20 protein-coding genes are annotated in these 24,981 nt (G+C 38.3%); 5 read left to right on the top strand and 15 right to left on the bottom strand.

The genetic code is table 11. The annotated features are described in order from the left end of the window. Positions 1–3 precede the first annotated feature (3 nt). From IEV35_RS02410 to IEV35_RS02380, 7 genes are all read right to left on the bottom strand, one after another. Positions 4–627 (bottom strand): TetR/AcrR family transcriptional regulator, encoded by a 624-nt coding sequence (locus IEV35_RS02410; protein WP_188383101.1) that lies wholly within the window; start codon positions 625–627, stop codon positions 4–6. A 4-nt stretch (positions 628–631) separates the two neighbouring features. Continuing rightward, complete coding sequence (gene meaB, locus IEV35_RS02405; RefSeq protein WP_188383100.1) at positions 632–1,555, bottom strand: methylmalonyl Co-A mutase-associated GTPase MeaB; 924 nt, start codon at positions 1,553–1,555, stop codon at positions 632–634. Between the two features lie 14 nt (positions 1,556–1,569). Next, a complete protein-coding gene (locus tag IEV35_RS02400; protein WP_188383099.1) occupies positions 1,570–2,709 on the bottom strand; it encodes an acyl-CoA dehydrogenase in 1,140 nt (379 codons plus the stop codon). Between the two features lie 13 nt (positions 2,710–2,722). Then, complete coding sequence (locus tag IEV35_RS02395) at positions 2,723–3,850, bottom strand: acyl-CoA dehydrogenase (protein ID WP_188383098.1); 1,128 nt, start codon at positions 3,848–3,850, stop codon at positions 2,723–2,725. Between the two features lie 389 nt (positions 3,851–4,239). Continuing rightward, positions 4,240–5,085, bottom strand: coding sequence for a 3-hydroxybutyryl-CoA dehydrogenase (locus IEV35_RS02390; protein WP_188383097.1), 846 nt, complete (start codon positions 5,083–5,085; stop codon positions 4,240–4,242). A 720-nt stretch (positions 5,086–5,805) separates the two neighbouring features. Further along, on the bottom strand, positions 5,806–6,993 hold the full coding sequence (locus IEV35_RS02385) for an acetyl-CoA C-acetyltransferase (RefSeq protein ID WP_188383096.1): 1,188 nt from the start codon (positions 6,991–6,993) through the stop codon (positions 5,806–5,808). A gap of 543 nt (positions 6,994–7,536) precedes the next feature. Beyond that, positions 7,537–9,633, bottom strand: coding sequence for a (Fe-S)-binding protein (locus IEV35_RS02380; RefSeq protein WP_188383095.1), 2,097 nt, complete (start codon positions 9,631–9,633; stop codon positions 7,537–7,539). 298 nt (positions 9,634–9,931) lie between these two features. Between IEV35_RS02380 and IEV35_RS02375 the strand changes: the two genes are divergently transcribed. The 3 genes from IEV35_RS02375 to IEV35_RS02365 are packed head-to-tail and all read left to right on the top strand — an operon-like array spanning position 9,932 to position 13,709. Further along, the gene (locus tag IEV35_RS02375; RefSeq protein WP_229740613.1) at positions 9,932–11,452 is read left to right on the top strand and encodes a spore germination protein; all 1,521 of its coding nucleotides are present in this window, start codon (positions 9,932–9,934) and stop codon (positions 11,450–11,452) included. A 5-nt stretch (positions 11,453–11,457) separates the two neighbouring features. Beyond that, complete coding sequence (locus IEV35_RS02370) at positions 11,458–12,573, top strand: Ger(x)C family spore germination protein (protein ID WP_188383093.1); 1,116 nt, start codon at positions 11,458–11,460, stop codon at positions 12,571–12,573. Positions 12,574–12,590: 17 nt separating this feature from the next. Then, entirely contained in the window at positions 12,591–13,709 is a 1,119-nt protein-coding gene (locus IEV35_RS02365; RefSeq protein ID WP_188383092.1) for a GerAB/ArcD/ProY family transporter, read from the top strand. A 120-nt stretch (positions 13,710–13,829) separates the two neighbouring features. On the opposite strand, the gene argS is transcribed toward IEV35_RS02365, so the two are convergent. Together argS and IEV35_RS02355 are read right to left on the bottom strand one after the other, a co-directional pair. Beyond that, the gene (gene argS, locus IEV35_RS02360) at positions 13,830–15,500 is read right to left on the bottom strand and encodes an arginine--tRNA ligase (RefSeq protein WP_188383091.1); all 1,671 of its coding nucleotides are present in this window, start codon (positions 15,498–15,500) and stop codon (positions 13,830–13,832) included. Beyond that, entirely contained in the window at positions 15,500–15,928 is a 429-nt protein-coding gene (locus IEV35_RS02355) for a YwiB family protein (RefSeq protein WP_188383090.1), read from the bottom strand. The genes argS and IEV35_RS02355 overlap by 1 nt, the downstream gene beginning before the upstream one ends. 152 nt (positions 15,929–16,080) lie before the next feature. On the opposite strand from IEV35_RS02355, the gene IEV35_RS02350 reads away from it, so the two are divergent. Beyond that, the gene (locus IEV35_RS02350) at positions 16,081–18,120 is read left to right on the top strand and encodes a transglycosylase domain-containing protein (protein WP_188383089.1); all 2,040 of its coding nucleotides are present in this window, start codon (positions 16,081–16,083) and stop codon (positions 18,118–18,120) included. A gap of 1,151 nt (positions 18,121–19,271) precedes the next feature. On the opposite strand, the gene IEV35_RS02345 is transcribed toward IEV35_RS02350, so the two are convergent. From IEV35_RS02345 to IEV35_RS02335, 3 genes are all read right to left on the bottom strand, one after another. Continuing rightward, entirely contained in the window at positions 19,272–19,772 is a 501-nt protein-coding gene (locus IEV35_RS02345; protein ID WP_188383088.1) for a YwhD family protein, read from the bottom strand. Positions 19,773–19,849: 77 nt separating this feature from the next. Next, positions 19,850–20,353 carry a YwgA family protein gene (locus IEV35_RS02340; protein WP_188383087.1) on the bottom strand — a complete coding sequence of 168 codons (504 nt, stop codon included), beginning with the start codon at positions 20,351–20,353 and terminating at the stop codon, positions 19,850–19,852. 2 nt (positions 20,354–20,355) lie between these two features. Further along, complete coding sequence (locus IEV35_RS02335; protein ID WP_188383086.1) at positions 20,356–21,657, bottom strand: HD domain-containing protein; 1,302 nt, start codon at positions 21,655–21,657, stop codon at positions 20,356–20,358. 100 nt (positions 21,658–21,757) lie between these two features. Here IEV35_RS02335 and IEV35_RS02330 point away from each other — a divergent pair, with 100 nt between their 5' ends. Next, positions 21,758–22,615, top strand: coding sequence for a lipoate--protein ligase family protein (locus IEV35_RS02330; protein ID WP_188383085.1), 858 nt, complete (start codon positions 21,758–21,760; stop codon positions 22,613–22,615). Here IEV35_RS02330 and IEV35_RS02325 read toward each other — a convergent pair. The 3 genes from IEV35_RS02325 to pta form a co-directional block, all read right to left on the bottom strand. Beyond that, positions 22,612–23,202 carry a Type 1 glutamine amidotransferase-like domain-containing protein gene (locus IEV35_RS02325; RefSeq protein WP_229740612.1) on the bottom strand — a complete coding sequence of 197 codons (591 nt, stop codon included), beginning with the start codon at positions 23,200–23,202 and terminating at the stop codon, positions 22,612–22,614. The genes IEV35_RS02330 and IEV35_RS02325 overlap by 4 nt on opposite strands. A 125-nt stretch (positions 23,203–23,327) precedes the next feature. Then, a complete protein-coding gene (locus IEV35_RS02320) occupies positions 23,328–23,876 on the bottom strand; it encodes a TlpA family protein disulfide reductase (RefSeq protein WP_188383083.1) in 549 nt (182 codons plus the stop codon). Between the two features lie 124 nt (positions 23,877–24,000). Next, positions 24,001–24,975 (bottom strand): phosphate acetyltransferase, encoded by a 975-nt coding sequence (gene pta, locus IEV35_RS02315; RefSeq protein ID WP_188383082.1) that lies wholly within the window; start codon positions 24,973–24,975, stop codon positions 24,001–24,003. Positions 24,976–24,981: the final 6 nt, after the last annotated feature.

The following is a 24,981-nucleotide window of genomic DNA, read 5'->3' as shown; positions in this document are numbered from 1 at the left end:
CTTTTATTTCGCGTAATGAATACCCATTGCTAAAAATGCAAAATGAATTTGTTTTTCAATATATTCATCCAGGGTATATTCTTTTTGTAACATCCATCTCCTAAATCCCCACATATGTCCTTGAATCATAATGTTATTGGCTAATAATGTAATATCCTTTTTCGATATCTCATTTGGAAGTGACGCTGTAATTGCTTTTTCAAGCATCAAAGCCATCTCTTTTTCTTTTTGTAAAATGGCACTTCGCGTTTCTTTACTTAATGATTTAACTTCTTGGTATAAAATCAATATTTCTTCTTGCATTTCATCCATTAATCGGAAAAAAGAAGATATGACAGCGCCTAAGTTTTCAGCCGACGGTTTATTCCGTTCCATCACGTGTTCCAACCGTTTCAGCACTTCCCCATGGATCGATTCACAGACTAGAAATAAGACATCTTCTTTTGTACGGATGTATTCATATAACGTACCAATACTAAAGCCCGATTCTTTCGCGATTTCTCTTGTTGTTGTTTTATGAAAACCTTTTTCTTTAAATAACGTTAAGGCACCTTTTATCATTTGGTCGCGCCGCTTCTTAATTAACTCTTCATCTTTCACAGAAGATAGAACCTTTTTCTCCTCCATCTGGCTATCTCCCTTCTTTTTTCCATTTTTCATACCATTTGCTTGCCTGTTTATACGGATCATGGTCCTCGATTGAAAATGATTGTTCCCGCATAAACTGATACACATCACGCCATATTTCTTCGCGAATTAATTCCAGAACTTCTAATTCAAATTGCATATCGCGACGTTTTTTCCCAGCTTTTGTACGGTATAAATAATCATGATGGTCTTTCATTTTCTCCCAAAGCTCATCAATCCCTTTATTCTCCGTTGTAATTGTTTTGACGATAGCTGTTTCATGTTCTTCTGTTTGAGTGATATGTACAAGTTCCCGAAGCATTGCTCGTAGCTTTCCAACGCCATGCAAATCGGCTTTATTAATTACAAATAAATCGGCAATTTCCATAATGCCTGCCTTAAAAATTTGTAAAACATCCCCACTATTAGGCGTAAGTACGACTGCCGTTGTATCGACAATTTTCATAATATCGAGTTCTGATTGTCCTACCCCGACCGTCTCCACAATAATGACATCAAACCCAAAGGCATCACATATTCGGACGGCATCTTTTGTAGCTCGTGCAAGTCCCCCAAGACTCCCACGAGTGGCCATACTACGGATATATACACCATCATCTGTAAAGTGTTCGTTCATCCGTACTCGATCACCTAGAAGAGCCCCACCACTAAAAGGACTTGTTGGATCAACCGCAATGACTGCAACTGTTTTTCCTTCTGAACGAATATGGGAAATTAACCGATTCACGAGGGAACTTTTCCCAGCTCCTGGTGAACCAGTTAGTCCGACATACATCCCATTCTTTTTTATCGCGTAGGCGTCTTGCATAATTTGTAATTTTTCTTCATGGTCATTTTCCACGAGCGTAATTGCCCTTGCTAACGCACGAATATCTTTGTTGGCAATCCGCTCTACTAGATGATGCATCCCGGACATCCTTTCTATTTCGTTACCATTCTACCAATTACGAGTCTTTGTACTTCTTGTGTTCCTTCATAAATTTGCGTAATTTTAGCATCCCGCATATAGCGCTCGACCGGATAATCTTTCGTATATCCATAACCACCGAATACTTGAACCGCTTCTACCGTAGCTTTCATAGCAATATCTCCAGCGAAAAGCTTAGACATAGCCGACGCTTTTCCGTATGGAAGACCTTCTGATTCAAGCCATGCAGCTTGGTAAGTTAGTAATCTAGCAGCTTCTACTTCTGTTGCCATATCTGCTAATTTGAAAGAAATCCCTTGGTTGTGGGCAATTGGTTTTCCAAATTGTTCCCTTTCTTTCGCATAGCCTACCGCCGCATCCAATGCACCTTGTGCAATACCAACTGCTTGAGCAGCGATACCATTACGACCACCATCTAATGTTGTCATCGCAATTTTAAATCCTTCACCTTCTGCACCGAGTAAGTTTTCTTTCGGTACACGACAGTTTTCAAAAATTAACTCTGTTGTTGGAGAGGAACGAATTCCTAATTTCTTTTCTTTCTTTCCAAACGAAAATCCTTCTGTTCCTTTTTCCACAATAAAGGCACTAATCCCTCTATGGCGCGCGTCGACATCCGTTTTCGCAAATACGACATAAATATCAGCCACGCCACCATTTGTGATCCACACTTTATTTCCATTTAAGATGTAATGGTCACCATCTAATTTCGCTGTCGTTCTCATGCTTGCCACATCACTACCTGCACCTGGTTCCGATAATGCATAGGCACCTAATGCTTCTCCGGTAGCAAGACGAGTTAAGAAGTTTTTCTTTTGCTCTTTATTTCCATATTTGTAAATTGGCCAGCTAGCTAAAGATAAATGTGCTGACAACGTTACTCCAGTTGATGCACAAACCCGCGATAATTCCTCAACTGCAATGACATAACTTACATAATCTGCACCAATTCCACCGTATTCTTCTGGCCATGGAATCCCAGTTAATCCAAGTTCCGCCATTTTATCAAAAATCTCTCGGTCAAAACGCTCTTCCTCATCACGCTCTGCTGCCGTTGGTTCTACTTCTTTCTTTGCAAAGTCCTGTACCATTTTTCGTAGCATTTCTTGTTCTTCAGTTAATTGAAAATTCATGTGAATAGGCCTCCTATTTCAGTAAATTATTCGCGATTACGATATGTTGAATTTCATTTGTACCTTCATATATTTGCGTGATTTTTGCATCACGGAATAGTCTCTCTACGGGATATTCTTCCGTGTATCCATAGCCACCAAAAATTTGTACGGCTTCAATAGCTACTTTCATCGCTATATTGGATGCATACATTTTAGCCATCGATGCTTCTTTCGCACACGGGATCTCTTTTTCTATGAGTGAGGCTGCTTGATAGACTAATAGTTTTGCAGCTTCTACTTCCGTTGCCATATCAGCTAGTTTAAAAGAAATCCCCTGGTTATGGGCGATAGGCTTTCCGAATTGCTCCCGCTCTTTGGCATAATTCGTCGCATGTTCCAGTGCTGCTTCCGCTATTCCAAGTGCTTGTGCTGCAATACCGACTCTTCCTTTATTCAAGTTGGCCATCGCAATTTTAAATCCTTCCCCTTCTTTCCCAAGGAGCTGGGACTTAGGGACACGGCAACCTTCAAAAGTAAGCTGTACTGTTGACGAACCATGTAATCCCATTTTCTTCTCTTGCTTTCCAATCACAAAACCATCTGTCTCTTTCTCTACGATAAATGCTGAAATCTCATCTGGTGCAGTTTTAGCAAACGTTATATAAACATCTGCGGCACCACCATTTGTAATAAACACTTTCGATCCATTTAAAATATAATGATCGCCATCTAATTTGGCTGTCGTTTTTATATTTTTCGCGTCTGAACCCGCATGTGGTTCTGTTAAAGCAAAGGCACCAAGATAATCTCCAGTGGCAAGCTTCGGAACATATTTTTCCTTTTGCTCATCTGAGCCAAAATGCAAAATTGGATTCGTCCCGACCGATGTATGAACAGATAATATAACTCCTAAAGTGGCACTTACTTTGGAAAGTTCATGAATGGCAATAATATAAGACGAGTAATCCATCCCTGAACCATCGTATTTTTCAGGAATAGGTATTCCCATTATTCCTAGTTCCCCCATTTTGCGGATAACTTCAATTGGAAAACGTTCTTCTGTTTCCATTCGCTCGATTTCTGGGAGAACTTCCTTCTTGGCAAAATCTTGAACCATTTTGCGCATCATTTGTTGTTCTTCGGTGAAATGGAAGTTCATGAGACTTCCTCCTTTCTGGTGTGGGAAAGCTGGGTGGATATGTGACCTTGGTTTGGTATGTGACCTTCAACTTGGGATATGCACCCTTGGACGTTTGGTATGTGACCTTCAGCTTGGGGTATGCTCCCTTGGACGATCGGTATGTGACCTTCAGCTTGGGATATGCTCCCTTGGACGTTTGGTATGTGACTTTCACTTCGGGATATGCTCCCTTGGAAGCTTGGTATGTGACCTTCACTTCGGGATATGCACCCTTGGACTCTTGGTATGTGACCTTCACATTGAGATATGCTCCCTTGGACGATCGGTATGTGACCGCAGACAAATGTTATGCGTCCATTCCATTGTCAAATATGTCCCAGCTTTTTATTTACATCTTGAAATTCAGATTACTCGTACTGATAAAACCCTCTTCCTGATTTTTTACCTAACCAGCCGGCTTTGACGTATTTTCTTAGTAGTGGGCATGGGCGGTATTTGCTGTCTCCGAACCCTTCGTGTAGCACTTCCATAATATATAGACATGTATCTAATCCGATAAAATCGGCTAACTGAAGAGGTCCCATTGGGTGATTCATTCCTAGTTTCATCACTGTATCGATATCTTCTACCGTAGCAACTCCTTCGTATAACGTGTAAATTGCTTCGTTGATCATCGGCATTAATATACGGTTAGATACAAATCCAGGGAAATCATTTACTTCAACTGGTGTTTTGTTTAATTGATGAGTCATATCTTCAATTGCTTGATACGTCTCATTACTTGTTTGCAACCCACGGATAATTTCTACTAGTTTCATGACAGGAACTGGATTCATAAAGTGCATCCCAATAACTTGCTCCGGCCTACTGGTAGCGCTTGCAATTTCGGTAATAGGAAGAGACGATGTGTTTGATGCTAATATCGCATGTTTTGGTGCGATTTCATCTAACTGTTTAAAAACCTTTGCCTTTACATCCATGTTTTCGACTACCGCTTCAACAACTAAATCACATGTTTCTGCATCTTGAAGTGTTGTCGATGGCGTTAGGCAGCCGAGTGTTTCTGTTTTCTCTACATCTTTCATTCTTCCTTTATCAACAGCACGAGTTAATAATCTCTCTATATTCTTCATACCTTTATCCAAAGCTGATTCATTTACATCATTTAAAAATACGTCAAATCCTGACTGTGCAAAGACTTGTGCAATGCCTGCCCCCATTTGTCCTGCACCTATGACCATAATTTTTTTCATCTCGTACCTCCTAAAAGATTCGTGAGAAAGCCAGAAAAGTAGATTGATAGAATCATTTTCTGGCTTATTTAACCTTTGTACTATGTCGATAGTAGTTTAACAGGCTGTCAACTTAGACTTGAACTAAATATTTCATAAAATAGTGTTGAGAAAAGCTATCAACATCATTTCAACCCATTTTCAAGCTAAAATAACCTTGAGAACGTTTATCAACTTCATTTCATTTCATTTTCATACCAAAATAGCCTTGAGAACGACTATCAACTTCATTTCAACTCAATTTCCAAACAAAATAGCCTTGAGAACGTTTATCAACATCATTTCAACCCATTTTCAAGCTAAAATAACCTTGAGAATGTCTATCAACATCATTTCAATTCAATTTCACACTAAAATAACGTTGAGAACGTCTATCAACTTCATTTCAATTCAATTTCATACCAAAATAACCTTGAGAACGTTAATCAACATCGTTTCAACTCAATTTCCAAACAAAATAGCCTTGAGAACGTTTATCAACTTCATTTCAACTCAATTTCCAAACAAAATAGCCTTGAGAACGTCTATCAACATCGTTTAATTCAATTTCAAACTAAAATAACGTTGAGAATGTCTATCAACATCATTTCGATTCAATTTCACACCAAAACAACGCCGAGAACACTACTCATCAACCTAACTCTCACCTTACAAAACTCTCAAACTCTACTGGACCACCACTTATTCCCCAGGAACCTCAATCAACACAGCATCGCCTTGGCCACCACCACTACAAATTGCCGCGATACCAAGTCCGCCACCACGGCGTTTCAACTCATGGATTAATGTAAGAATGATGCGTGATCCACTCGCTCCGATTGGGTGACCGAGTGCAACTGCTCCACCATTTACATTTACTTTTTCTGGGTCAAGACTAGCAATTGAACTACTAGCTAGTGATACTGCTGCAAATGCTTCGTTAATTTCGAATAAGTCAATGTCGTCTTTTGAATAGCCTGTTTTCTCAAGTAATGCATTTATGACAATCCCTGGAGTTTGTGGAAAATTCTTTGCTTCTACTGCAACTTCCGCATGACCAATAATAGTTGCGATTGGCTTTTTGCCTAGGCTCTCTGCTTTTTCATCAGACATTAAAACAAATGCAGCTGCTCCGTCATTGATTCCTGGTGCATTTCCTGCAGTAATTGTTCCGTCTTTATCGAATGCTGGTCTTAATTTTGCTAACACTTCTAAACTAGTATCTTTTCTTGGTGCTTCATCTTTAGCTACTAGCACGGAATCGCCTTTACGTTGTGGGATCTCGACCGGAACGATTTCTTCGTCAAATTTTCCTTCTTCCATTGCTTGAATAGCGCGCTTATGGCTTCTATAAGCCCACTCATCTTGAGCTTCCCGTGTTAAATTAAATTCTTCTGCAGTGGAGTTACCGTATGTACCCATATGAACACCGGTAAATGAGCAAGTTAGCCCATCATGGATCATCATGTCAACGACACGCTTGTCACCCATGCGATTACCCCAACGAGCATCTGGTAAAATATATGGTGCATTGCTCATGCTTTCCATACCACCAGCAACAACTACCTCTTCTTCGCCTAATCGAATAAGCATATCTGCTAAAGTGACACTACGAAGACCTGATGCACATACTTTATTAATTGTTTCTGTTTTAACATCCCAAGGTAGTCCTGCTTCCCTTGATGCTTGACGGGATGGAAGCTGACCTTGCCCACCTTGTAGGACATTCCCCATAATAACTTCGCCGACAACAGACCCATCTAGTTCCGCACGCTCTAAGGCAGCCTTAATTGCTTTTCCACCTAATTGGGATGCAGTTAATGGTTGTAATGCTCCACCAAATTTACCAAATGGAGTTCTTGCTCCTGATACAATAACGGTTTTTTTCATAGCTTATTTCCTCCTCATAATTTATAGGTTAGTAATCTTTATGTGAAGTTTCATTATGCCTTTGATTGAACGCTCGCTCAGTGTCTGTGCTAGAAAGAAGGTTGAAGAAAATCATCTTTTTTAATTAAAAGTGAAATTGAGTGTTGCGCAACAGACCCGCTCCGGGAATATACTTCGCTTTCACTTCCAGTACCGGGGCGACATCTGCTCAGAAACTACCTGAGCAGTGTCTACCTCGCCGTGGGCGGCTGGTGAGCCAGGCAACTACTTGAATCTACTTCTCTGCTGCCTTGCACCGAGGAAGCTTGCTACGTAGCTTTACTTGCAGACGCAGGTGCATTCTCGGGGTCTCACCTAAGCCTATCCTCCCACAGGACAGACGGTTTTCGATGGGGCGAGTAATCGCAGTCCCAAGGAACGCTTCGGCAGCGAAACATCGCACGCAGAAAAAGCGGTTTCCTTTTTCAAGGAGTCTTCGTATATTCCCGGAGCTGATGCAGATAATTCACCTTTTCTTAATGATTTTTTCCTCAACCGCATCTCTTAAGCTGTCTTTACTTGTTCTTCTACTAAAACGGATAATGCTAGAATTTCGGCAACATCCATTGTGCTAATATCTTCTTCTACTTCTTTTGCTTTTGTTCCGTCACTTAACATGGTTAAGCAGAATGGACATGCGCTGGAGATCATGGTTGGTTCTACTGCTAGTGCTTGTTCAGTACGGGCAACGTTGATACGAGTACCAGTTGTTTCTTCCGTCCACATTAGACCTCCACCAGCACCACAGCACATAGCATTTTCACCACTTCGTACCATTTCAACAAGCTCTAAGCCTGGAATTGCACGAAGGATTTCGCGTGGTGGGTCATATACGCCATTATAACGACCTAAGTAACAAGAATCATGATATGTTAATCGTTCGTTGATTGCGCGTGTTGGTTTTAATTTACCTTCCATTACTAAATCATAAAGCATTTGCGTATGATGGTAAACTTCGGCTTCATATCCAAAATCAGGATATTCATTCTTAAATATATTATATGCGTGTGGGTCAATCGTTACGATTTTCTTCACGTCATTTTTCTCAAATTCTTTAATGTTTTTCTCGGCAATTTCTTGGAAAAGGAATTCATTTCCGATACGTCTTGCCGTATCACCTGAGTTCATTTCCTTATTCCCTAAAATTGCAAAGCTTACTCCTGCTTGGTTCATAAGTTTCGCAAATGCAATCGCAATCTTTTGACTACGTGCATCAAATGAACCCATCGAACTAACCCAGAATAAGTATTCGAATTCTTTTCCTTCTTTTTTCAATTCTTTTACAGTTGGGATGTATGCTGTCTCATCAATTTCGCGCCATTTGATACGATCTTTCTTAGAAAGTCCCCAAGGGTTTCCTTGACGCTCAATATTCATGACTGCACGTTGTACATCAGAATCCATTTTCCCTTCCGTCATTACTAGATAACGACGTAGGTCAATAATTTTGTCAACATGTTCATTCATTACTGGACATGCATCTTCACAGTTACGGCAAGTTGTACATGCACTAATTTCTTCTTCGGTAATTACATCTCCGATTAGGCTGATGTTTTCCATTGTCGCTGCTGCTTCACCTTTTGCAAATTTATTCCCATCTGTACTTGCAAATGCATACGCAGGAACCCAAGGTGTTTTTCCAGTTACAGCTGCTCCTTTTTCTGTTAAGTGATCACGAATCTTAACCATTAAGTCCATTGGTGAGAGCATTTTTCCAGTACCTGCTGCGGGACAAACATCTGTACAACGACCACATTCTACACAAGCATAGAAATCAATCATTTGTACTTGTTCAAAGTCTTCTACTTTCCCAACTCCAAAGGAAACTTCTTCTTCGCTTTCTTCATCAATCTCAAAATCTAACTTATTCAATTTACCTGGTACACGCTTACTTAAAAATACGTTAATTGGTGCGGCGATTAAGTGCGCGTGTTTCGATTGTGGTACGTACACTAAGAAAGTTAATAATGTTAAGTTATGAATCCACCATGCAACAAAGAAAACAACCATCGCTGCTGATGGGGATAAGAAGCCAAATATAGTTGCTATTCCACTTGCAATCGGCTCTGTCCATGCTGCTTCATGCCCATGCCAAATTTGCGCCATCCCATTTCCTAATAGAACCGTCAGCATTAATGTTCCGATAAATATTAATACTAGACCAGCCTTAAGTCCTCGTTTTAAGCGGACTAACTTCTCAATATAACGGCGATAAAATGCCCATATAACTGCTACTAAAATGGTCAGCGTCACTATTTCTTGGAAAAATGTGAATCCTGGATATAAAAACCCAAATGGCAAGTGATTGCCTGGTGAAATTCCTTTAACAATAAAGTCTATTGCACCAAACTGGACGAGAATAAATCCATAGAACATCATCACATGAATGATCCCGGACTTTTTATCCTTTAATAATTTGGATTGTCCAAAAACAATCGTAATAATCCGTTTGACTCTCTCTTTGATTTCTCCATCAAACTCAGATTTCTTTCCTAGCCTAATATAGGCTACTCGGGTTGCTATTACTCTACCAAACAAGTAAAACGCATATAAGGTTACGGCAAAGAATAACAACGAATTGACTAATAGAAAAATTTCCATCTGCTGCCCCTCCTGTAGTCTTTAAAATTTATTTATTGTATTAACTAAGATGATTATGATGTCCTTTTTCATAAAATGATAACGATTCCATTTTTCCGAAAATAAAAAAGAGTGTTTCACCTTCTACTATAAGTTATGAATGACTATTCAGTCAACCGATTTTTAAGGAAAAGTTTTTACTCTTTTTTCTACATCACAAATAGTGGATAAAATTTCTTCTTTTGAAACATAATTCCATACATATTGTTGAATACTACTCTTAATAAGGAAGTCTATCGTTAAGTAAAAGGTGATGCCATTGCTCAGAAGAAAAAGGTGGAAGAAAAAAACAGACAAAGGCTATGAAACTGTAGAGAAAAGTATAGTAAAAGTCTTTGAAGTTGCTAGTAAATCTAGTGATTTTATAACCTTCTCACCAATTAAGGATTTTCCATTACAGATCAGCTATTTTGAAACATTAATTGATAAAACAATCCTTCAAGAATCGGTATTACTTTTTCTTAAAGAAAAGGCCAATAAGATCCAAACACTCTCTGATGTCGTATCCATTATTCCGCTAGAAGGAATCACCATTTCGAACGAGGCCAATCAGGTAGAAAGAGCCTTACTGGATGGGTCTATCGCCATTTATATGACGGATAACAAAGAGGAAATACTCTTAATAGAACTTAGTGATTCTCGGCTAGGTCAACGGGAAACCAATGATACACAGAATGAGTTTAGTGTAATTGGACCAAAGATTGGGTTTATTGAAGATATCCGTACGAATTTAAATTTAATAAGAGAGCAAATCAATACGGCAGATTTGATTTATGAAGAGTTTACTGTTGGCACGAGAGCAAAGACAAAGGTTGTCGTAGCTTACCTTGAAGGAATAACCAATCCAGAATATGTAAACACTGTAAGACAAAGAATTAGCGATCTTGATATCGATATTTCATTCGACAATACGCAACTAGAGCAATTAATTGCCGACAATTCCCGGACCCCTTTTCCCTTATATATATCAACGGAACGGGTTGATAGAGCTGTAGAATCACTTGTTCAAGGGCAAGTAGTGATGATTAGTGATAAATCATCCTACGCCATTATTGGACCCGCGACATTAATGGAATTTTTCTCCAATCCGGAAGACTATTATTTGCCATCGTTTATCGCTTCATTCTTTAAATTGATTCGAATTATCGGGATGATATTTTCTATTTTTGCATCTGCTTTTTATGTCGCTATCTTAACCTATCATTTTGAAGTCATCCCAAAGGATCTGTTAGCGCCGATTATTTTCTCTCGCGCCAACGTTCCTTTTCCACCGGTGGCAGAAGCACTATTTCTAGAGATAACCATTGATTTACTAAGGGAAGCAGGGGCACGACTCCCATCCAAAATTGGACAAACGCTAGGGATAGTTGGCGGTATTGTTATTGGGCAAGCAACGGTAGAAGCTGCACTTACAAGTACTATTTTATTAATACTAGTAGCACTAGCTGCGTTGTCTTCCTTTACAACTCCTATTTATAAAATGTCTAATGCTGTTCGACTGTTGAGATATCCTTTTATTCTCATTGCTGCAATTTGGGGCGGGTTTGGTATTTTTATAGGGATCATCATATTAATTGTCCATTTATCACGATTAAAATCATTAGGGGTCCCATATTTGCTACCACTTTATCCTTACCGAAAAGGTGGCGTAGGAAGCTCCTTTATCCGACCAAACTATCCTGCACATTCTAAGCGTTCTTGGTATTTAAGGCCATTAAGTGTCATTCGTTACTCCCCTTCTACTGACAAAGATCCAAAGGAAGGGCTTAACCATGAGTAAATTTTATGAATAGAAAGAGTTGGCAAGCAGTGATGAAAAGAGTTTTCAAAAACCTATTACTATATGTTCTTATGGGCTGTATGATAACCCTTCTCGGTTGCTCCAGAACTAAAATTGTTGATGACGTTAGTATTGTTCATGTTTTTGGACTAGATTTAGCCGAGAACGGAGAAATATTGGGAACAGCATTAATACCTGATTACAGTGTAAGTGCAGAGGTTGACCATATTCTAGCCGTAGAAGAACAAGTCCCCGCTGGGGTGCTATTCATACCTGAAATGTCAAGACATACAAGTACTCGTGTAGAGTTAGCCAAAATTAGAGTTATCGTATTTGGTAAAGACTTTGCAGAAAATGGTGTGAAAGATATGGTCGATCGATTTATTTTCACCCCAGAACTTGGGACGAATATACAAATAGCCGTAACAACACATACTGCTAATGAAACTTTGAAAACATTTATGCAAGAGCAATCCCTAACCTTAATTGACCGTATTGAACATAATATGATCGAACAAGGTCAGCCTCAAATGAATCTTCATTATTTTTTAAATCAATTTTATGGAGAAGGAATGGATGCTTATGTCCCGATGATAACTATTGATAATCAAAATCGAATTAAAGTCGATGGAATAGGGATTATTTCGAAGAGTAAATTAAAACTTCATTTACCGGAAAAGGAAACGAGTTTATTTTCATTAATTAAAGATAAACGTGCCCAAGCAACGTATCATCTCGATTTAGGTGAGAAACGAGATGAAAATATTACTCTAAGAGGCTTTCGAAGTAAGAGTGAATGGGAGTGGAATAAAGAAAAGGATGAAGTAACGCTAAACTTAAAATTAAAAGTGACCCTAACCCAACACCCTAATCGGTTTGACCTTAGTAAAACAGAGGATTTACAAAAGATTAAGAAACTCATTGCAAAGGAATTAGAAGAAGATATTCATAACTTACTTGCAACTTTTAAAGAAAATGAAGTTGACCCACTTGGAATAGGGAATATTGTACGATCAAAGGATAGGACTTGGGAGAAGGAATCTTTTTATAGAAAATATCCCGACATACCAATTCATGTCAACGTAGATGTAGGAATCATACACTCTGGTTTAGAGAATTAGTTTAGGATGGATTTTTTATGAATGCTAATATCAACGCGAAGAACATGGTATCACCCTATTTATTGTTCTTCTTAGTACATGCAGCACAAACAGGGGTATCAGTCCTCTCTTTTCAAACTCATATTATTAAAGGGGCAGGACATGATGCATGGATTCCTGTCTTAGTATTCGGATTACTCATGCCGATTATTTTTTTCATGATGCTTTATATACTAAAGGGCGCTAGTTCAGGGGATATCCTGTCTTTTCACAAGGATATTTTTGGGAAGTATATTGGAAGTTTGTTGAATATTGTTTTGGCAATTTACTTTTCATTAGTTAGCTTAACAGCAATTCATACGTATATTGACATTCTTCAAATATGGGTATTTGATGGGATAGCAAGCTGGGAGTTTTCCTTACTTTTTACGATTATTATTTTTTATATCATTTCTGGAGGGTTTCGAATTGTAACTGCAATTGCATTCTGGGGTGTTGTTATTCCTAGTTTCTTGTTACTTTCCTTAGTGTATTTACTTAATTTCACTGAACCTTCTTATTTATTTCCGATGTTTGAATTAGTTTGGAAAGATTTTTTCACTTCAGCAAAAGAAGCAGCTCCACTCTACTTTGGCATGGAAACAGCGCTTGTATTTTTACCGTTTGTAAAAAATAAGAAGAAGGCAAGTAAATGGGGATATTTCGCTTTATTGTATACTACATTGCTCTATACCATTATAACAGTCATTACTTTTATGTTTTTCACCCAAGAAAAACTTGAAAAATTATCTTGGCCCACGTTAATGATGATTAAAATTATTCGTTTGCCATTCTTAGAGAGATTCGAATTTATTTTTATTTTCACGTGGTTGTTAGTAGTTATACCTGTAGCTTGTATATATCTCTGGTCAGCAATACGGTCCATTAAATTGACTTTTCCACAAATAAAACCAACGTTTGTATTGGGAAGTCTTTTAGTTGTCTTTTTTTACATCAATAGCTTCTTAATAGACATCAAATTTTCGTTTCTTATTGGTAATGTTGTAAATTATAGTGGTCTAGTCGTTCTCTTTGGCTATATACCATTCCTATTTATCATTGCGGTCATTAAGAATCAATTCAAGAAGAAAGATAAGAATAAAGAAAAAGGTGTCTGACACCTCCCGAAAAATGCAACATTTTGTCGAAAAACTCGCTACGGAAATGAAATGCGCTTATCGACAATAATTGACAAAATCCGGGAGGTGTCAGACACCCATTAAAAGACACCCATTAAATTACATTTTCTCTGGTGCTGTTACTCCGATTAGTTTTAGTCCGTTTTGGAGTGTTGTTCGCACTGCTTTCATTAATGCGATTCTTGCATTTGTTAATTCTAAGTTATCTGTATCTAACACTTTTTCTGCATTGTAGAAACTATGCAGTAAAGATGCTAAGTCGAATACGTATTGCGTAATTTTTTGTGGAGCGCCTTTTTCTGCTGCATCCGCAATGACTTGTGGGAACTCACCCATTTTCTTCAGTAGATCCAACTCTTTTTCAGATGTTAGTAATCCTGGATCAAACGTTTGTTTCAACTCAATACCTTTTGCTTCTGCTTGTTTTAACATCGTACATATACGAGCATGAGCATATTGTACATAGTATACCGGGTTATCATTAGACTGCGAACGAGCCAACTCTACATCAAAATCAAGCTGTGAATCGTTTGAACGAGCAACAAAGAAATAACGAACCGCGTCAATTCCTACCTCATCCATTAATTCTCGTAATGATACGGCATTCCCAGTACGCTTACTCATACGAAGCTTTTCGCCACCATCAAATAGGTTAACCATTTGAATGATTTTCACATCTAATTTATCCGCTTCATAACCAAGTGCTTGAATAGCAGCTTTCATTCTCGGGATATACCCATGATGATCTGCTCCCCATACGTTAATTAATTTGTCAAAGCCACGGTTTAGTTTATTTTGGTGGTATGCAATATCTGGTGTTAAGTACGTAAATGCTCCATCATTTTTTACTAACACACGATCTTTATCATCCCCAAAATCAGTGGAACGGAACCATGTTGCCCCTTCCTTCTCGTAAATATAGCCACCAGCTTCTAATTTGGTTAAAACATCTTTAATTTCATCATTTTTATAAAGGCTTCGCTCAGAGAACCAATTATCGAAGTGAACTCCGAAATCATCTAAATCGGTTTTGATTTTACCTAGTGTATGTTTTAACCCATACTCTTTAAAGAAAGCAAGGCGTTCTTCTTCTGACTTATTCGCCCACTCTTCACCATGTTCTTGTGCTAGTTCTTTCCCGATTTCTACAATATCTGCTCCACGATAACCGTCTTCTGGCATTTCTGCTTCTTTCCCTAATGCTTGTAAATAACGAGCATTAACAGAAAGGGCTAGATTATCAATTTGGTTTCCAGCATCATTAATGTAATATTCACGCTCTACTTCAAATCCAGCTGCAGCAAGCACATTACATAACACATCTCCAAAGGCTGCACCACGAGCATGACCAAGGTGTAAATTCCCTGTTGGGTTTACTGAAACAAATTCTACTTGGACTTTCTTCCCATTGCCAAAATCGGTTTTCCCGTAAGTTTCTCCAGCTTCTAAAATAGTTGGAATTAAGTCTGTTAGGAAATCATTTTTCATAAAAAAGTTAATGAAACCAGGTCCAGCAATATCTACTTTTTCAACAGATGCTTTCGATGCATCTAAATTAGCTACAATATCCTCTGCAATTTGTCTCGGTGCCTTTTTAGCAATACGTGCTAATTGCATTGCAATATTCGTTGCAAAATCACCATGAGACTTGTCCTTTGGTTTTTCCAAAATAATATTAGGTAATTCACTTTCTGATGCTAGTTCTGCTTTAATAACGGCTGCACTAATTTGTTCTTTTAAATTATTTTCTGTTTGTGCTAAGGCGTTCATTATTTGTCCTCCTTTTTCATCTGAAGCGTTAATTTATGATTTCGCTCGTCTTGACCGTTCAGTTTTACATGATATGTAATCTCTAAATGACCTACTTCATGATCGATTAACGATGCATACTCGATTGCTTTCGTAAATGTCTCCATATGAAGATGGCCATGTGGATGGGTATAGACATTTTCCGTTTTTTGCTGTAATCGAAATTGCTGATTCATCGATATCGGCCCAGTTCGTTTTATATTCACTGTTCCCGGTTTAATCGTAATTAGACTTTTTACTGTATAATTGTTATCCATTTTCTCTTCAAATGCAATGACATCCATATTTTTTTTCGAATAATAGTTACCGCGAAGCTCATTTTTACTCGTTTCGGTTGAGCCATTATCCTCGATAACCATCTCTAATTGAATCAAGATTTTACTATCCATTATGTCGCTCCTAATGATTCGTGTATTTAACTATTATAGCGACAAGTAGAGCCCCTTTTCAATATATATATTTAGAAGTTTAATTCTACGTTATTTTTCCCATAATGATAGTAATTGACAAGTAACGACAAAATTCCATTGGAGTATGATCGATGATAAAACCTTTTTCAAAAAAAACAAAACGAATATTACTTAAAACGACAGTCGGACTCGCTTTAATGTTCGTTTCAACCATCGTTTTTATTTATCTTTTAGCTTTTTTACTAGGACCACCCAGTCTACTGAATGAACAGAATACCATTTATTATAGTAAGGATGGTACTGTTATTGGGGAAGAACAAGGTGTGGAGAATCGACATTGGATTGATTTAGAAGACATGTCGCCACATTTTATTGATGCAACATTAATGATTGAGGACCAACATTTTTATGAGCATCATGGATTTGATTTCAAACGAATTATTGGAGCTATTCTCAAAGACATTAAAACGATGTCTTTAAAAGAAGGAGCTAGTACGTTAACCCAACAATATGCACGAAATCTATACTTATCTCATGAGAAAACATGGGCTAGAAAAATTAAAGAAGCTTTCTATGCGATTCGTCTAGAAATGTATTACTCCAAGGATGAGATTTTAGAAGGCTATCTTAATACAGTCTATTACGGCCATGGCGCATATGGGATAGAAGCTGCCAGTCACCATTTTTTTAATAAAAAAGCGAGTGAACTAACTATTGCAGAAGCTGCTATGCTTGCTGGAGTTCCAAAAGGACCAACTTATTATTCACCGTTAAATGACGAAGAACGAGCAACAAACCGACAAAAACAGATTCTTGCCGTGATGCATAAGGAACAAGTCATTACAGATGATGAATATGAATTAGCTACTAAAGAACAACTCACCTATGCGGATCCAAAAGAGAGGATACAATTAACAGTTGGCCCCTATTTTCAAGATACCGTTTTAGCAGAAGCTGCCAAGTTATTAGACATCGAACAAGAATTAGTCCGTTCTGGCGGATATGAAATTCACACGACATTAGATACTCAATTACAAACACAACTGGAAGAAAGTGTTCGTTCTAATATTAATCAATCCAGTGAAATCCAAGTTGCAGCTATCGCCATCGAACCCAATAATGGTGCCATACGAGCATTAGTTGGTGGACGGGATTATCGAGAAAGCCCATTTAACCGTGCGATTCAAGCAAAACGGATGCCAGGCTCATCCTTTAAACCATTTCTTTATTATTCTGCATTAGAAAATGGTTATACAGCAACAACGATGCTAATGAGTAAACCGACCACTTTTGAAATTGAAGATGGACAAGTTTATCAACCAAGTAACTTTAATGGCTACTATGCTAACGAACCAATTACTCTAGCACAAGCATTAGCTGTCTCCGATAATATTTATGCGGTTAAAACAAATATGTATTTAGGTGCTGAAAAACTAGTGGAAACAGCAAGGAAATTTGGAATTAAGAGCAAACTCCCTGCCGTTCCATCCCTTGCACTCGGTACAGCAACAGTATCTGTACAAGAAATGGTTACTGGTTACGGCATGCTTGCAAATGGTGGTTACCATATTGATGGACACTCAATTGAGAAAATAGTAGATCGAGAAGGACATACCGTTTATGAAAAAGAAGATGGAAAAAAAGAGTTAACATTAGATCCTCAAAAAGCATTTATTTTAACCCAGCTCATGACTGGAATGTTTGATGAATCTTTAAATGGATATATGTCTGTTACTGGCAGTTCCATTGTCGATCGAATTTCCCGTACCTATGCCGGAAAAACAGGTTCAACCGATTCGGATACTTGGATGATTGGTTTTAGCCCGAGCCTCGTCACAGGGGTATGGACAGGATATGACGACAATCGAACAATTACACATGTGCCTGAGCGAGCGTATTCCAAAGAGATTTGGACAGCCTTTATGGAAAGTGCCCATAAAGGAGAACCAGAAGAGCATTTCAAAGCGCCAGAAGGGCTTGTTGCCGTCCCAGTTGATCCTACCACTGGACTACAAGCAACACCACACTGCCCTACTAGCACAGTCATGTTTTTTGAAGAAGGAACCGAACCCGACTTCCACTGTTCTGACCATTTTTACGGGGAGGAAATAGATCAAACGGAAAAAGAAAAGGGAATGTTTCAGCGGTGGTTTGAAGTGTTTTTTGATTAGTGGTGCTTTGGGTTTTGTTTTTTTCTTTGGAAGGTAGGCTCAAGAGGGTTGGGATTGGATTTCTTGTTGAAATTCCCGCTCATTATCCGGGTGAAGAGGAATTTAGCTTAAATACTTTTTACTTTTCCCTTTCATCACCTGGATGAAGGGGATTTCGTTTGGATTTATTGTTCAATTTCCTGTTCATTGCTTCGATGAAGGGGAATTTAGCTTAATCTCTTATTGCATTTCCACTTCATCGCTTGGATGAAGGGGATTTCGTTTGGATTTCGTGTTACATTTCCCGTTCATCGCTCCAATGAAGGGGAATTTTACTTAATTTCTTGTTGCATTTCCCTTTCATCACTTGGATGAAGGGGATTTCGTTTGGATTTATTGTTCAATTTCCCGCTCATCGACCCAATGAAGAGGAATTCAGCTTAATTCCTTGTCACTTTTCCCGCTCATTGCAGCAATGAAAAGGAATTCAACTTCATTTCCTACTACATTTCCCGTTCATCACTTAAATCCCTATCTAACCAGACACATTTCTGTCACATTCACAAAATCCCACAAACATTTCCACTTAGTAAACTTAAAGACAAAAAAGATGCCGACGTTTACACAAGTGTCCAGCTTGTGCTCGTCGGCATCTTTTTTGTCCTAGTAATACATGAGTAAGCCCATGTATTAATTAGTTTACAAATTTCTGAAGTAAAGTACAAGATTTTAGGTCACTTTTCATCATTCAGACACAATTTAGACAAAAACTCTATCCTAGCTAAAAGCAATAATTATTATATGCGCATATTACCCGCCCCGGAAATATACTGCGCTTTCACTTCCAGTACCGGGGCGACATCTGCTCGAAAGAACCATCGCAGTGTCTACCTCGCCGTGGGCGGCTGGTGAGCCAGGCTACTACTTGGAATTACTTCCATGCTGCCTTGCACCGAGGAAGCCTGCTTCATAGCGATACTTGCAGACGCAGGTGCATCAGCGGGGTCTCACCGATGCCTTTCCTCCCACAGGACAAGGAACGCTTCGACAGCGAAACATCGCACGCAGAAAAAGCGTTTTTCTTTTTCAAGGAGTCTCCGTATATTTCCGGGGCTAGTGTAGTGCTTGTTTGTCTATTGTCCATGATAAAATTATAACCAAAAACTAAATATCTACCCTAATGCATTCTTCAATTCGTCAGTAGAGTTCTCCCAGAATTCTGGTCGAAATTCTACTAAAAAATCACGTAGTAAATGGCGTGATTTTTCATCCATATGGTCTACGATGATATGGCCTTTTAGTGCTTTTTCCATATGTTTCACATGCTCGGCCATTGATTTATAAGCTATTTTATTTGGGCGGTCTACGAGAATCTCACAACCCGTAACCCCTGCGTAATAAGGACCTTTTTCGTTACGGGCAACTTCTACCCATACAATCCAATATAATAATCCATTCGGAACTTTGGAACGATCTGGTTGAAACTTCACACGGCGTTCTACATCACTTCGGGCGTGCATAGCACCCATATCAACATATGCTTTATTTTCATTCGGATCCACAATGACAGAGGACATATTTTCTAGGCTAATTACTCCTGCATTGTAACCACCATGTCCGTCTGTTGGGTCGTCTTTTAAAATAGTAAATTGATTTTTCTTTGGTTCACTCATCGGTTGACCTCCTTAAGCTTACTTCGTTAACACATATTGTAGCATAGGTAACCAATGGAATTCACCTTTTCAGCGCCTTATTGTAGTTTCACTTGCAGCTCATCAATAAACTTCCAAGCCTCAGCCATTTCCTCATCACTATATTTTTGTTTAGGCTTCACAGTACGAACTTTTTCTTCTACCTCTCCTTGAGGCAATTCTTTAAAGTAAAGCATCGTAGAGACTAATTCTAGAAAACGAGAACTTTTTTCTTGTAACAGTTCGATGACGTTCTTACAATTTGGCATGTTTACACCAAATTGATTTAGAAATTGGGTCCCATCTTCAGTTAATGAATAATGATATTGAAAATAATTGCTTTTCACTTCTTTTTCTTCATGAAGGAATCCTAAATTACACAGTTCCTCAATACGTAAGGAAAGTTCTTCGGAATAAGGACCATAAAAGTGAAACTGGTATTTTTCTTCAAATGGAACACCAAATGATTGTAGGATATATACCATCTTTTGCAGTTTCTTTCTTCCAATTACCTCTTTGGCATCGGAAAAAAACTGGATTAACTTCGCATGATTATCAAGCATTACTACATCTCCTTGCCGTAAAGTATTTCAGTAATTTCAGTTGCTAATTGTTCGTCTTGTATAGTAAATAAGAAATCTTTTGGGAAATATAATTTATGATCAGTTCGCTTTTTCCCTGAGATTGCTTCTACAATATCAGAATGTCTTGATAACTCTTTTAAATACCCGTTTGGCATGAGTAAGTGAATCGGAAGTCTTTCCTCTTCTTCACCAGGACGGTAAAAATCATACGGTAAATCGGATGAAGAATCCACTACTAAATAATATTCCGGATCAATGCCAGCTTTCTTAAAGAGTTCTATAAGTCTTAATAACTCGCTAATTTGTTTATTTGGATTAAATTCTACATATTTAAACAAACGTCTGTTCATAAAACGTTCGCATAAATCACTTAAAATTTCATCCTCTTCTTCTTGCCAAGCTTGAAAATAGTAATGAACAATCGATTCATCCAGCTTAATATACTCAGCTAAAGACACATTGCCGGTAAAGAAGGATAAGAAATGTGTTGGCTGCAATTTAAATTCATAGTCTGATTCATATAAATGTTTCGCCCGATGCAGAATTTTCGTTAAGATAACTTCTGCACTTCTCGTTACTGGATGAAAATACACTTGCCAGTACATTTGGTAGCGACTCATAATATAGTCTTCTACCGCATGCATACCAGATGACTTAATAACAACTTGATCCTCAATGGGTCTCATGACACGCAAAATCCGCTCCATATCAAAATGACCGTAGCTCACCCCTGTAAAATAGGCATCTCGTTGTAAGTAATCCATTCGATCTGCATCAATTTGACTCGAGATTAAGCTAACCACAAGTTTATTAGGATGTGTTTTAGCAATAACATCAGCTACTTCTTGGGCAAATCCTGGGCTAACCCGTTGAAGAATTTTATTAACAAATGTATCACCTAAAATAATTTGTTGGGTAAAATGTTCATGGTCCAGTTTAAAAACTTTCTCAAATGAATGAGAAAATGGCCCATGACCTAAATCATGTAGTAAAGCTGCACACATACAAAGAAGGCGCTGGTCGTTATTCCAATGGGTTCTACCTTGAAAATTATTGATAATTCTGCGGACAATTTCGTATACACCTAAGGAGTGATTGAAGCGACTATGTTCCGCTCCATGAAATGTAATATTTGTCGTACCTAGTTGTTTTATTCTACGGAGGCGTTGAAATTCTGGTGTTGCGATTAGATCCCAAATAACCCGATCACGAACATGGACATAACGATGTACTGGATCTTTAAACACCTTTTCCTCATGTAGTTGTTCATCTTTGTAAGCCACAATGTTTCAACTCGTTTCTATTCGGCGATTTTGATATCATTATATAATAGATATCGAAGTATAAAAAGACATATTTCGCTAAATTTTGGAGGACATCATTATGAAAACTTGGCAAGAAATCATACCCCATACGACTTTCCGATACATCGATCATACAGAAGAAAAAAAATTCCATCATGTTTCTAACACAGCATTAACTGCTTTTGCTATAGACGATGCGTTAGCTACTTCTGTGAGTCTCGAAAAATCCCCACCTGTCATGCGGCTTTGGGCACATCCGAAAACGATCGTATTAGGTATTACTGATTCTCGACTTCCCTATATTGAAGAAGGAGTAAAATTATTACGGAATCACGACTATCATGTGGTCGTGCGGAATTCTGGTGGACTTGCTGTAGCGTTAGATGAAGGAGTACTGAATCTGTCCTTAGTCATTCCTGGTGTAAAACACTTATCTATTCACGAATGTTATGAGGCGATGGTAAGTTTTATCCAATACATGCTTAAAGATATAACATCCGATATTCAAGCATATGAAATTGTCGAATCGTATTGTCCGGGTGACTATGATTTAAGTATTAATGGGAAAAAGTTTGCTGGAATCTCCCAACGACGTGTTCGTGAAGGTGCTGCTATTCAAATTTATTTAGACATTACTGGAGATAGCTATGAACGGGCATCGATCATTCGTGACTTCTATTCCATTAGTAAAAAGGGCGAACAGACATCCTTTCACTATCCGACGGTGAATCCGGATGTAATGGGTTCTTTATCGAAATTAACAGGTCATCCTATGACAGTAAATGACATGAAAAAAAGAGTTCTCCACACATTACAAGAATTCTCGGAGGTTGTCAGAATTCCATTCTCTGAAGAAGAACTGTCTATTTTCCAGAAACGTTACGAACAAATGGTGAAACGAAATGAAAAAATCAAGGATTGGCAATCGGAAGCTTAATACATTTGCATTAAGCTTCCGTTTTTCATTGTATAGACGCCTCTACCTTCCATATCCACGAGAGTCTCATTATGAAAATACATGCCTGTCTGTTCATCAATTCCATAGTTATAAGTACTAGGAATATCATGAGTTATTTGTTTTAGATGGTTCACTTCGTTCCATTCTGTAAAATGAACCGCAACTAATGTATCCGGTAGTAGTCCTAATCCTTTCCGCTTCACATAATTTTGTAAACCACTATCCCTTGCTGAAACCACACAAACTTCTGGACTAATTAACGCACCTGCAGAGAATCCTGCAATTGGAATTCCATTTTCATAGGCTTGTATCACACTTCTCGATATAGGCGTGTCCACAATACAGTTTGCATATCCAAGCGAGTCGCCACCACAGATAATAACCCCACTACTTTGGTTTATTTTACTAATTGCATGGTCGATTGGGGTCGATGGTAGAGGTATGTATGTAAAGTCGTGGTGACCTATTTCTTCTAATAGATTCGTATAGCGTGGCATAATCGGCTCTCCCCCATCTAGAAAAAGAATAGCGATATCGCCACCTGAACATAGCTTGACAAACTCCATCGCAAAGTTTGGGGTAAAAGGTGATCCACCCCCAAAAAGAAATAAGTGTTTATTCAAGACGTCTCATCCCTTTGTAATTTTCCGACAATTATAACATTGAAAGTTGTTCTTGGGAAGTTGACGATTTAATTCTTTTTCCCCGGTAGTATTTCTTGAATAAACACATGTAGTGCTTCTTCACTTAGTTCTGCTGGATAAGAAGATTCTATTGTCCCATCCGTGTTAATAAAGAACGTTGTAGGAAGTTGAATTACTTTGTATAGGTCATTTATCGTGCCGTCATCTCGTAGAACCGTAAAATCAAAAGTTGGATTCTCATCTAAATACTTCTCGATTGCTTCATCTTTTTCTCGAAAATTAATAGCTAATACTTCTAATCCTTCATCTTTATATTGTTCGTATGCCTCTTGAATATATGGCATTTCCTTTCGACAAGGCCCACACCAACTAGCCCAAAAGTTAATTAAGACCGGCTTTCCTTTATAATCCTCCAGGCTCACTTCTTCACCAGATAATGTCGTTGCAGTAAAGTTAGGTGCTAACGAATCAGCATCTGTATCCGTCTTTGACTGTTTCGTAGTTTCTAAGATGTTCTGTATTAATAAGAAAACTAGAAATGCTATAAATAATACACCAATTATTGCCGGAATCTTCTTGGCAAGTGGCTTACCCATGCTATCCGCTCCCTTTAGCTGTTCCTTTTTCTATTCTATTCTTAAGTGTAAACGTTTTTCTTCCTTTATACTATTCTAAAGAAAACCTGCAACAAGATGACTCTCATTACAGGCTCTCCTCTAATTATTGTACTGCTTGTGCTGCAGTAATTAACGCTAAATTATATACATCTTCTGCACTACATCCGCGCGATAAGTCATTAACTGGCTTATTTAATCCTTGTAAAATTGGGCCAACTGCCTCAAATCCACCTAATCGTTGGGCAATTTTATAGCCGATATTTCCTGCTTCTAGACTTGGGAAAACAAAAACATTTGCATCTCCCTTAATAATTGCATCCGGTGCTTTTTTCTCCGCAACACTCGGTACAAATGCCGCATCAAATTGGAACTCCCCATCAATGAGAAGGGATGCATCTCTTTCTTTTGCTAGTTGTAATGCTTCCACTACTTTTTCCGTTTCTGGTGATTTCGCCGAACCTTTCGTAGAGAAGCTCAACATCGCAACCCTTGGGTCAATCCCGAATAGTTTTGCAGTAGCAGCGGATTCGATAGCAATCTCAGCTAAGTCGTTAGAATTAGGTGCGATATTAATGGCACAATCGGCAAATACATATTTTTCTTCCTCACGAACCATGATAAATACACCAGACGTTTTCTTGACACCTTCTTTTGTTTTAATAATCTGTAGTGCAGGGCGAACGGTATCTGCTGTCGAATGAGCAGCACCACTAACAAGTCCATCCGCTTCATTCATATAAATGAGCATCGTTCCGAAATAATTTTCATCAAGTAGGATTTTTCTAGCGTCCTCTTCCGTTGCTTTTCCTTTACGACGCGCTACAAATTGCTCTACCATCTCATCAAACTTTTCATAGTGATTTGGATCAACAATCGTTAATGATTCTAATTCGGCACCCAGTGCATTAGCTTTCTCCTGGACTTTCTCTTTATTTCCAATAACAATTGGCTTAACTACGCCTTCTTTACCTAGTTTACTTGCTGCCGTTAGGACACGCTCATCCAATCCTTCTGGAAAAACAATTGCTATATTTTTACCACTTACATTGGCTTTAACCTCTTTAAATAAATTACTCAACTCTTC

The organism is Ornithinibacillus halotolerans (genome assembly GCF_014637405.1).
GTDB classification, from domain to species: Bacteria; Bacillota; Bacilli; order Bacillales; family Amphibacillaceae; genus Ornithinibacillus; species Ornithinibacillus halotolerans.
Note: the sequence above shows the minus strand (reverse complement) of the source record. Positions and strands in the feature narration are given on the sequence as shown.

Bases quoted from the DNA above. Each gene is read 5' to 3' on its own strand.
- meaB (WP_188383100.1), bottom strand. From the start codon at position 1,555: ATGCATCATCTAGTAGAGCGGATTGCCAACAAAGATATTCGTGCGTTA.
- argS (WP_188383091.1), bottom strand. From the start codon at position 15,500: ATGAACGCCTTAGCACAAACAGAAAATAATTTAAAAGAACAAATTAGT.
- IEV35_RS02395 (WP_188383098.1), bottom strand. From the start codon at position 3,850: ATGAACTTCCATTTCACCGAAGAACAACAAATGATGCGCAAAATGGTT.
- IEV35_RS02370 (WP_188383093.1), top strand. From the start codon at position 11,458: ATGAATAGAAAGAGTTGGCAAGCAGTGATGAAAAGAGTTTTCAAAAAC.
- IEV35_RS02380 (WP_188383095.1), bottom strand. From the start codon at position 9,633: ATGGAAATTTTTCTATTAGTCAATTCGTTGTTATTCTTTGCCGTAACC.
- IEV35_RS02325 (WP_229740612.1), bottom strand. From the start codon at position 23,202: ATGGAGTTTGTCAAGCTATGTTCAGGTGGCGATATCGCTATTCTTTTT.
- IEV35_RS02365 (WP_188383092.1), top strand. From the start codon at position 12,591: ATGAATGCTAATATCAACGCGAAGAACATGGTATCACCCTATTTATTG.
- IEV35_RS02340 (WP_188383087.1), bottom strand. From the start codon at position 20,353: ATGCTTGATAATCATGCGAAGTTAATCCAGTTTTTTTCCGATGCCAAA.
- IEV35_RS02400 (WP_188383099.1), bottom strand. From the start codon at position 2,709: ATGAATTTTCAATTAACTGAAGAACAAGAAATGCTACGAAAAATGGTA.
- IEV35_RS02385 (WP_188383096.1), bottom strand. From the start codon at position 6,993: ATGAAAAAAACCGTTATTGTATCAGGAGCAAGAACTCCATTTGGTAAA.
- IEV35_RS02345 (WP_188383088.1), bottom strand. From the start codon at position 19,772: ATGAGTGAACCAAAGAAAAATCAATTTACTATTTTAAAAGACGACCCA.
- IEV35_RS02410 (WP_188383101.1), bottom strand. From the start codon at position 627: ATGGAGGAGAAAAAGGTTCTATCTTCTGTGAAAGATGAAGAGTTAATT.
- IEV35_RS02320 (WP_188383083.1), bottom strand. From the start codon at position 23,876: ATGGGTAAGCCACTTGCCAAGAAGATTCCGGCAATAATTGGTGTATTA.
- IEV35_RS02390 (WP_188383097.1), bottom strand. From the start codon at position 5,085: ATGAAAAAAATTATGGTCATAGGTGCAGGACAAATGGGGGCAGGCATT.
- IEV35_RS02355 (WP_188383090.1), bottom strand. From the start codon at position 15,928: ATGGATAGTAAAATCTTGATTCAATTAGAGATGGTTATCGAGGATAAT.
- IEV35_RS02350 (WP_188383089.1), top strand. From the start codon at position 16,081: ATGATAAAACCTTTTTCAAAAAAAACAAAACGAATATTACTTAAAACG.
- IEV35_RS02330 (WP_188383085.1), top strand. From the start codon at position 21,758: ATGAAAACTTGGCAAGAAATCATACCCCATACGACTTTCCGATACATC.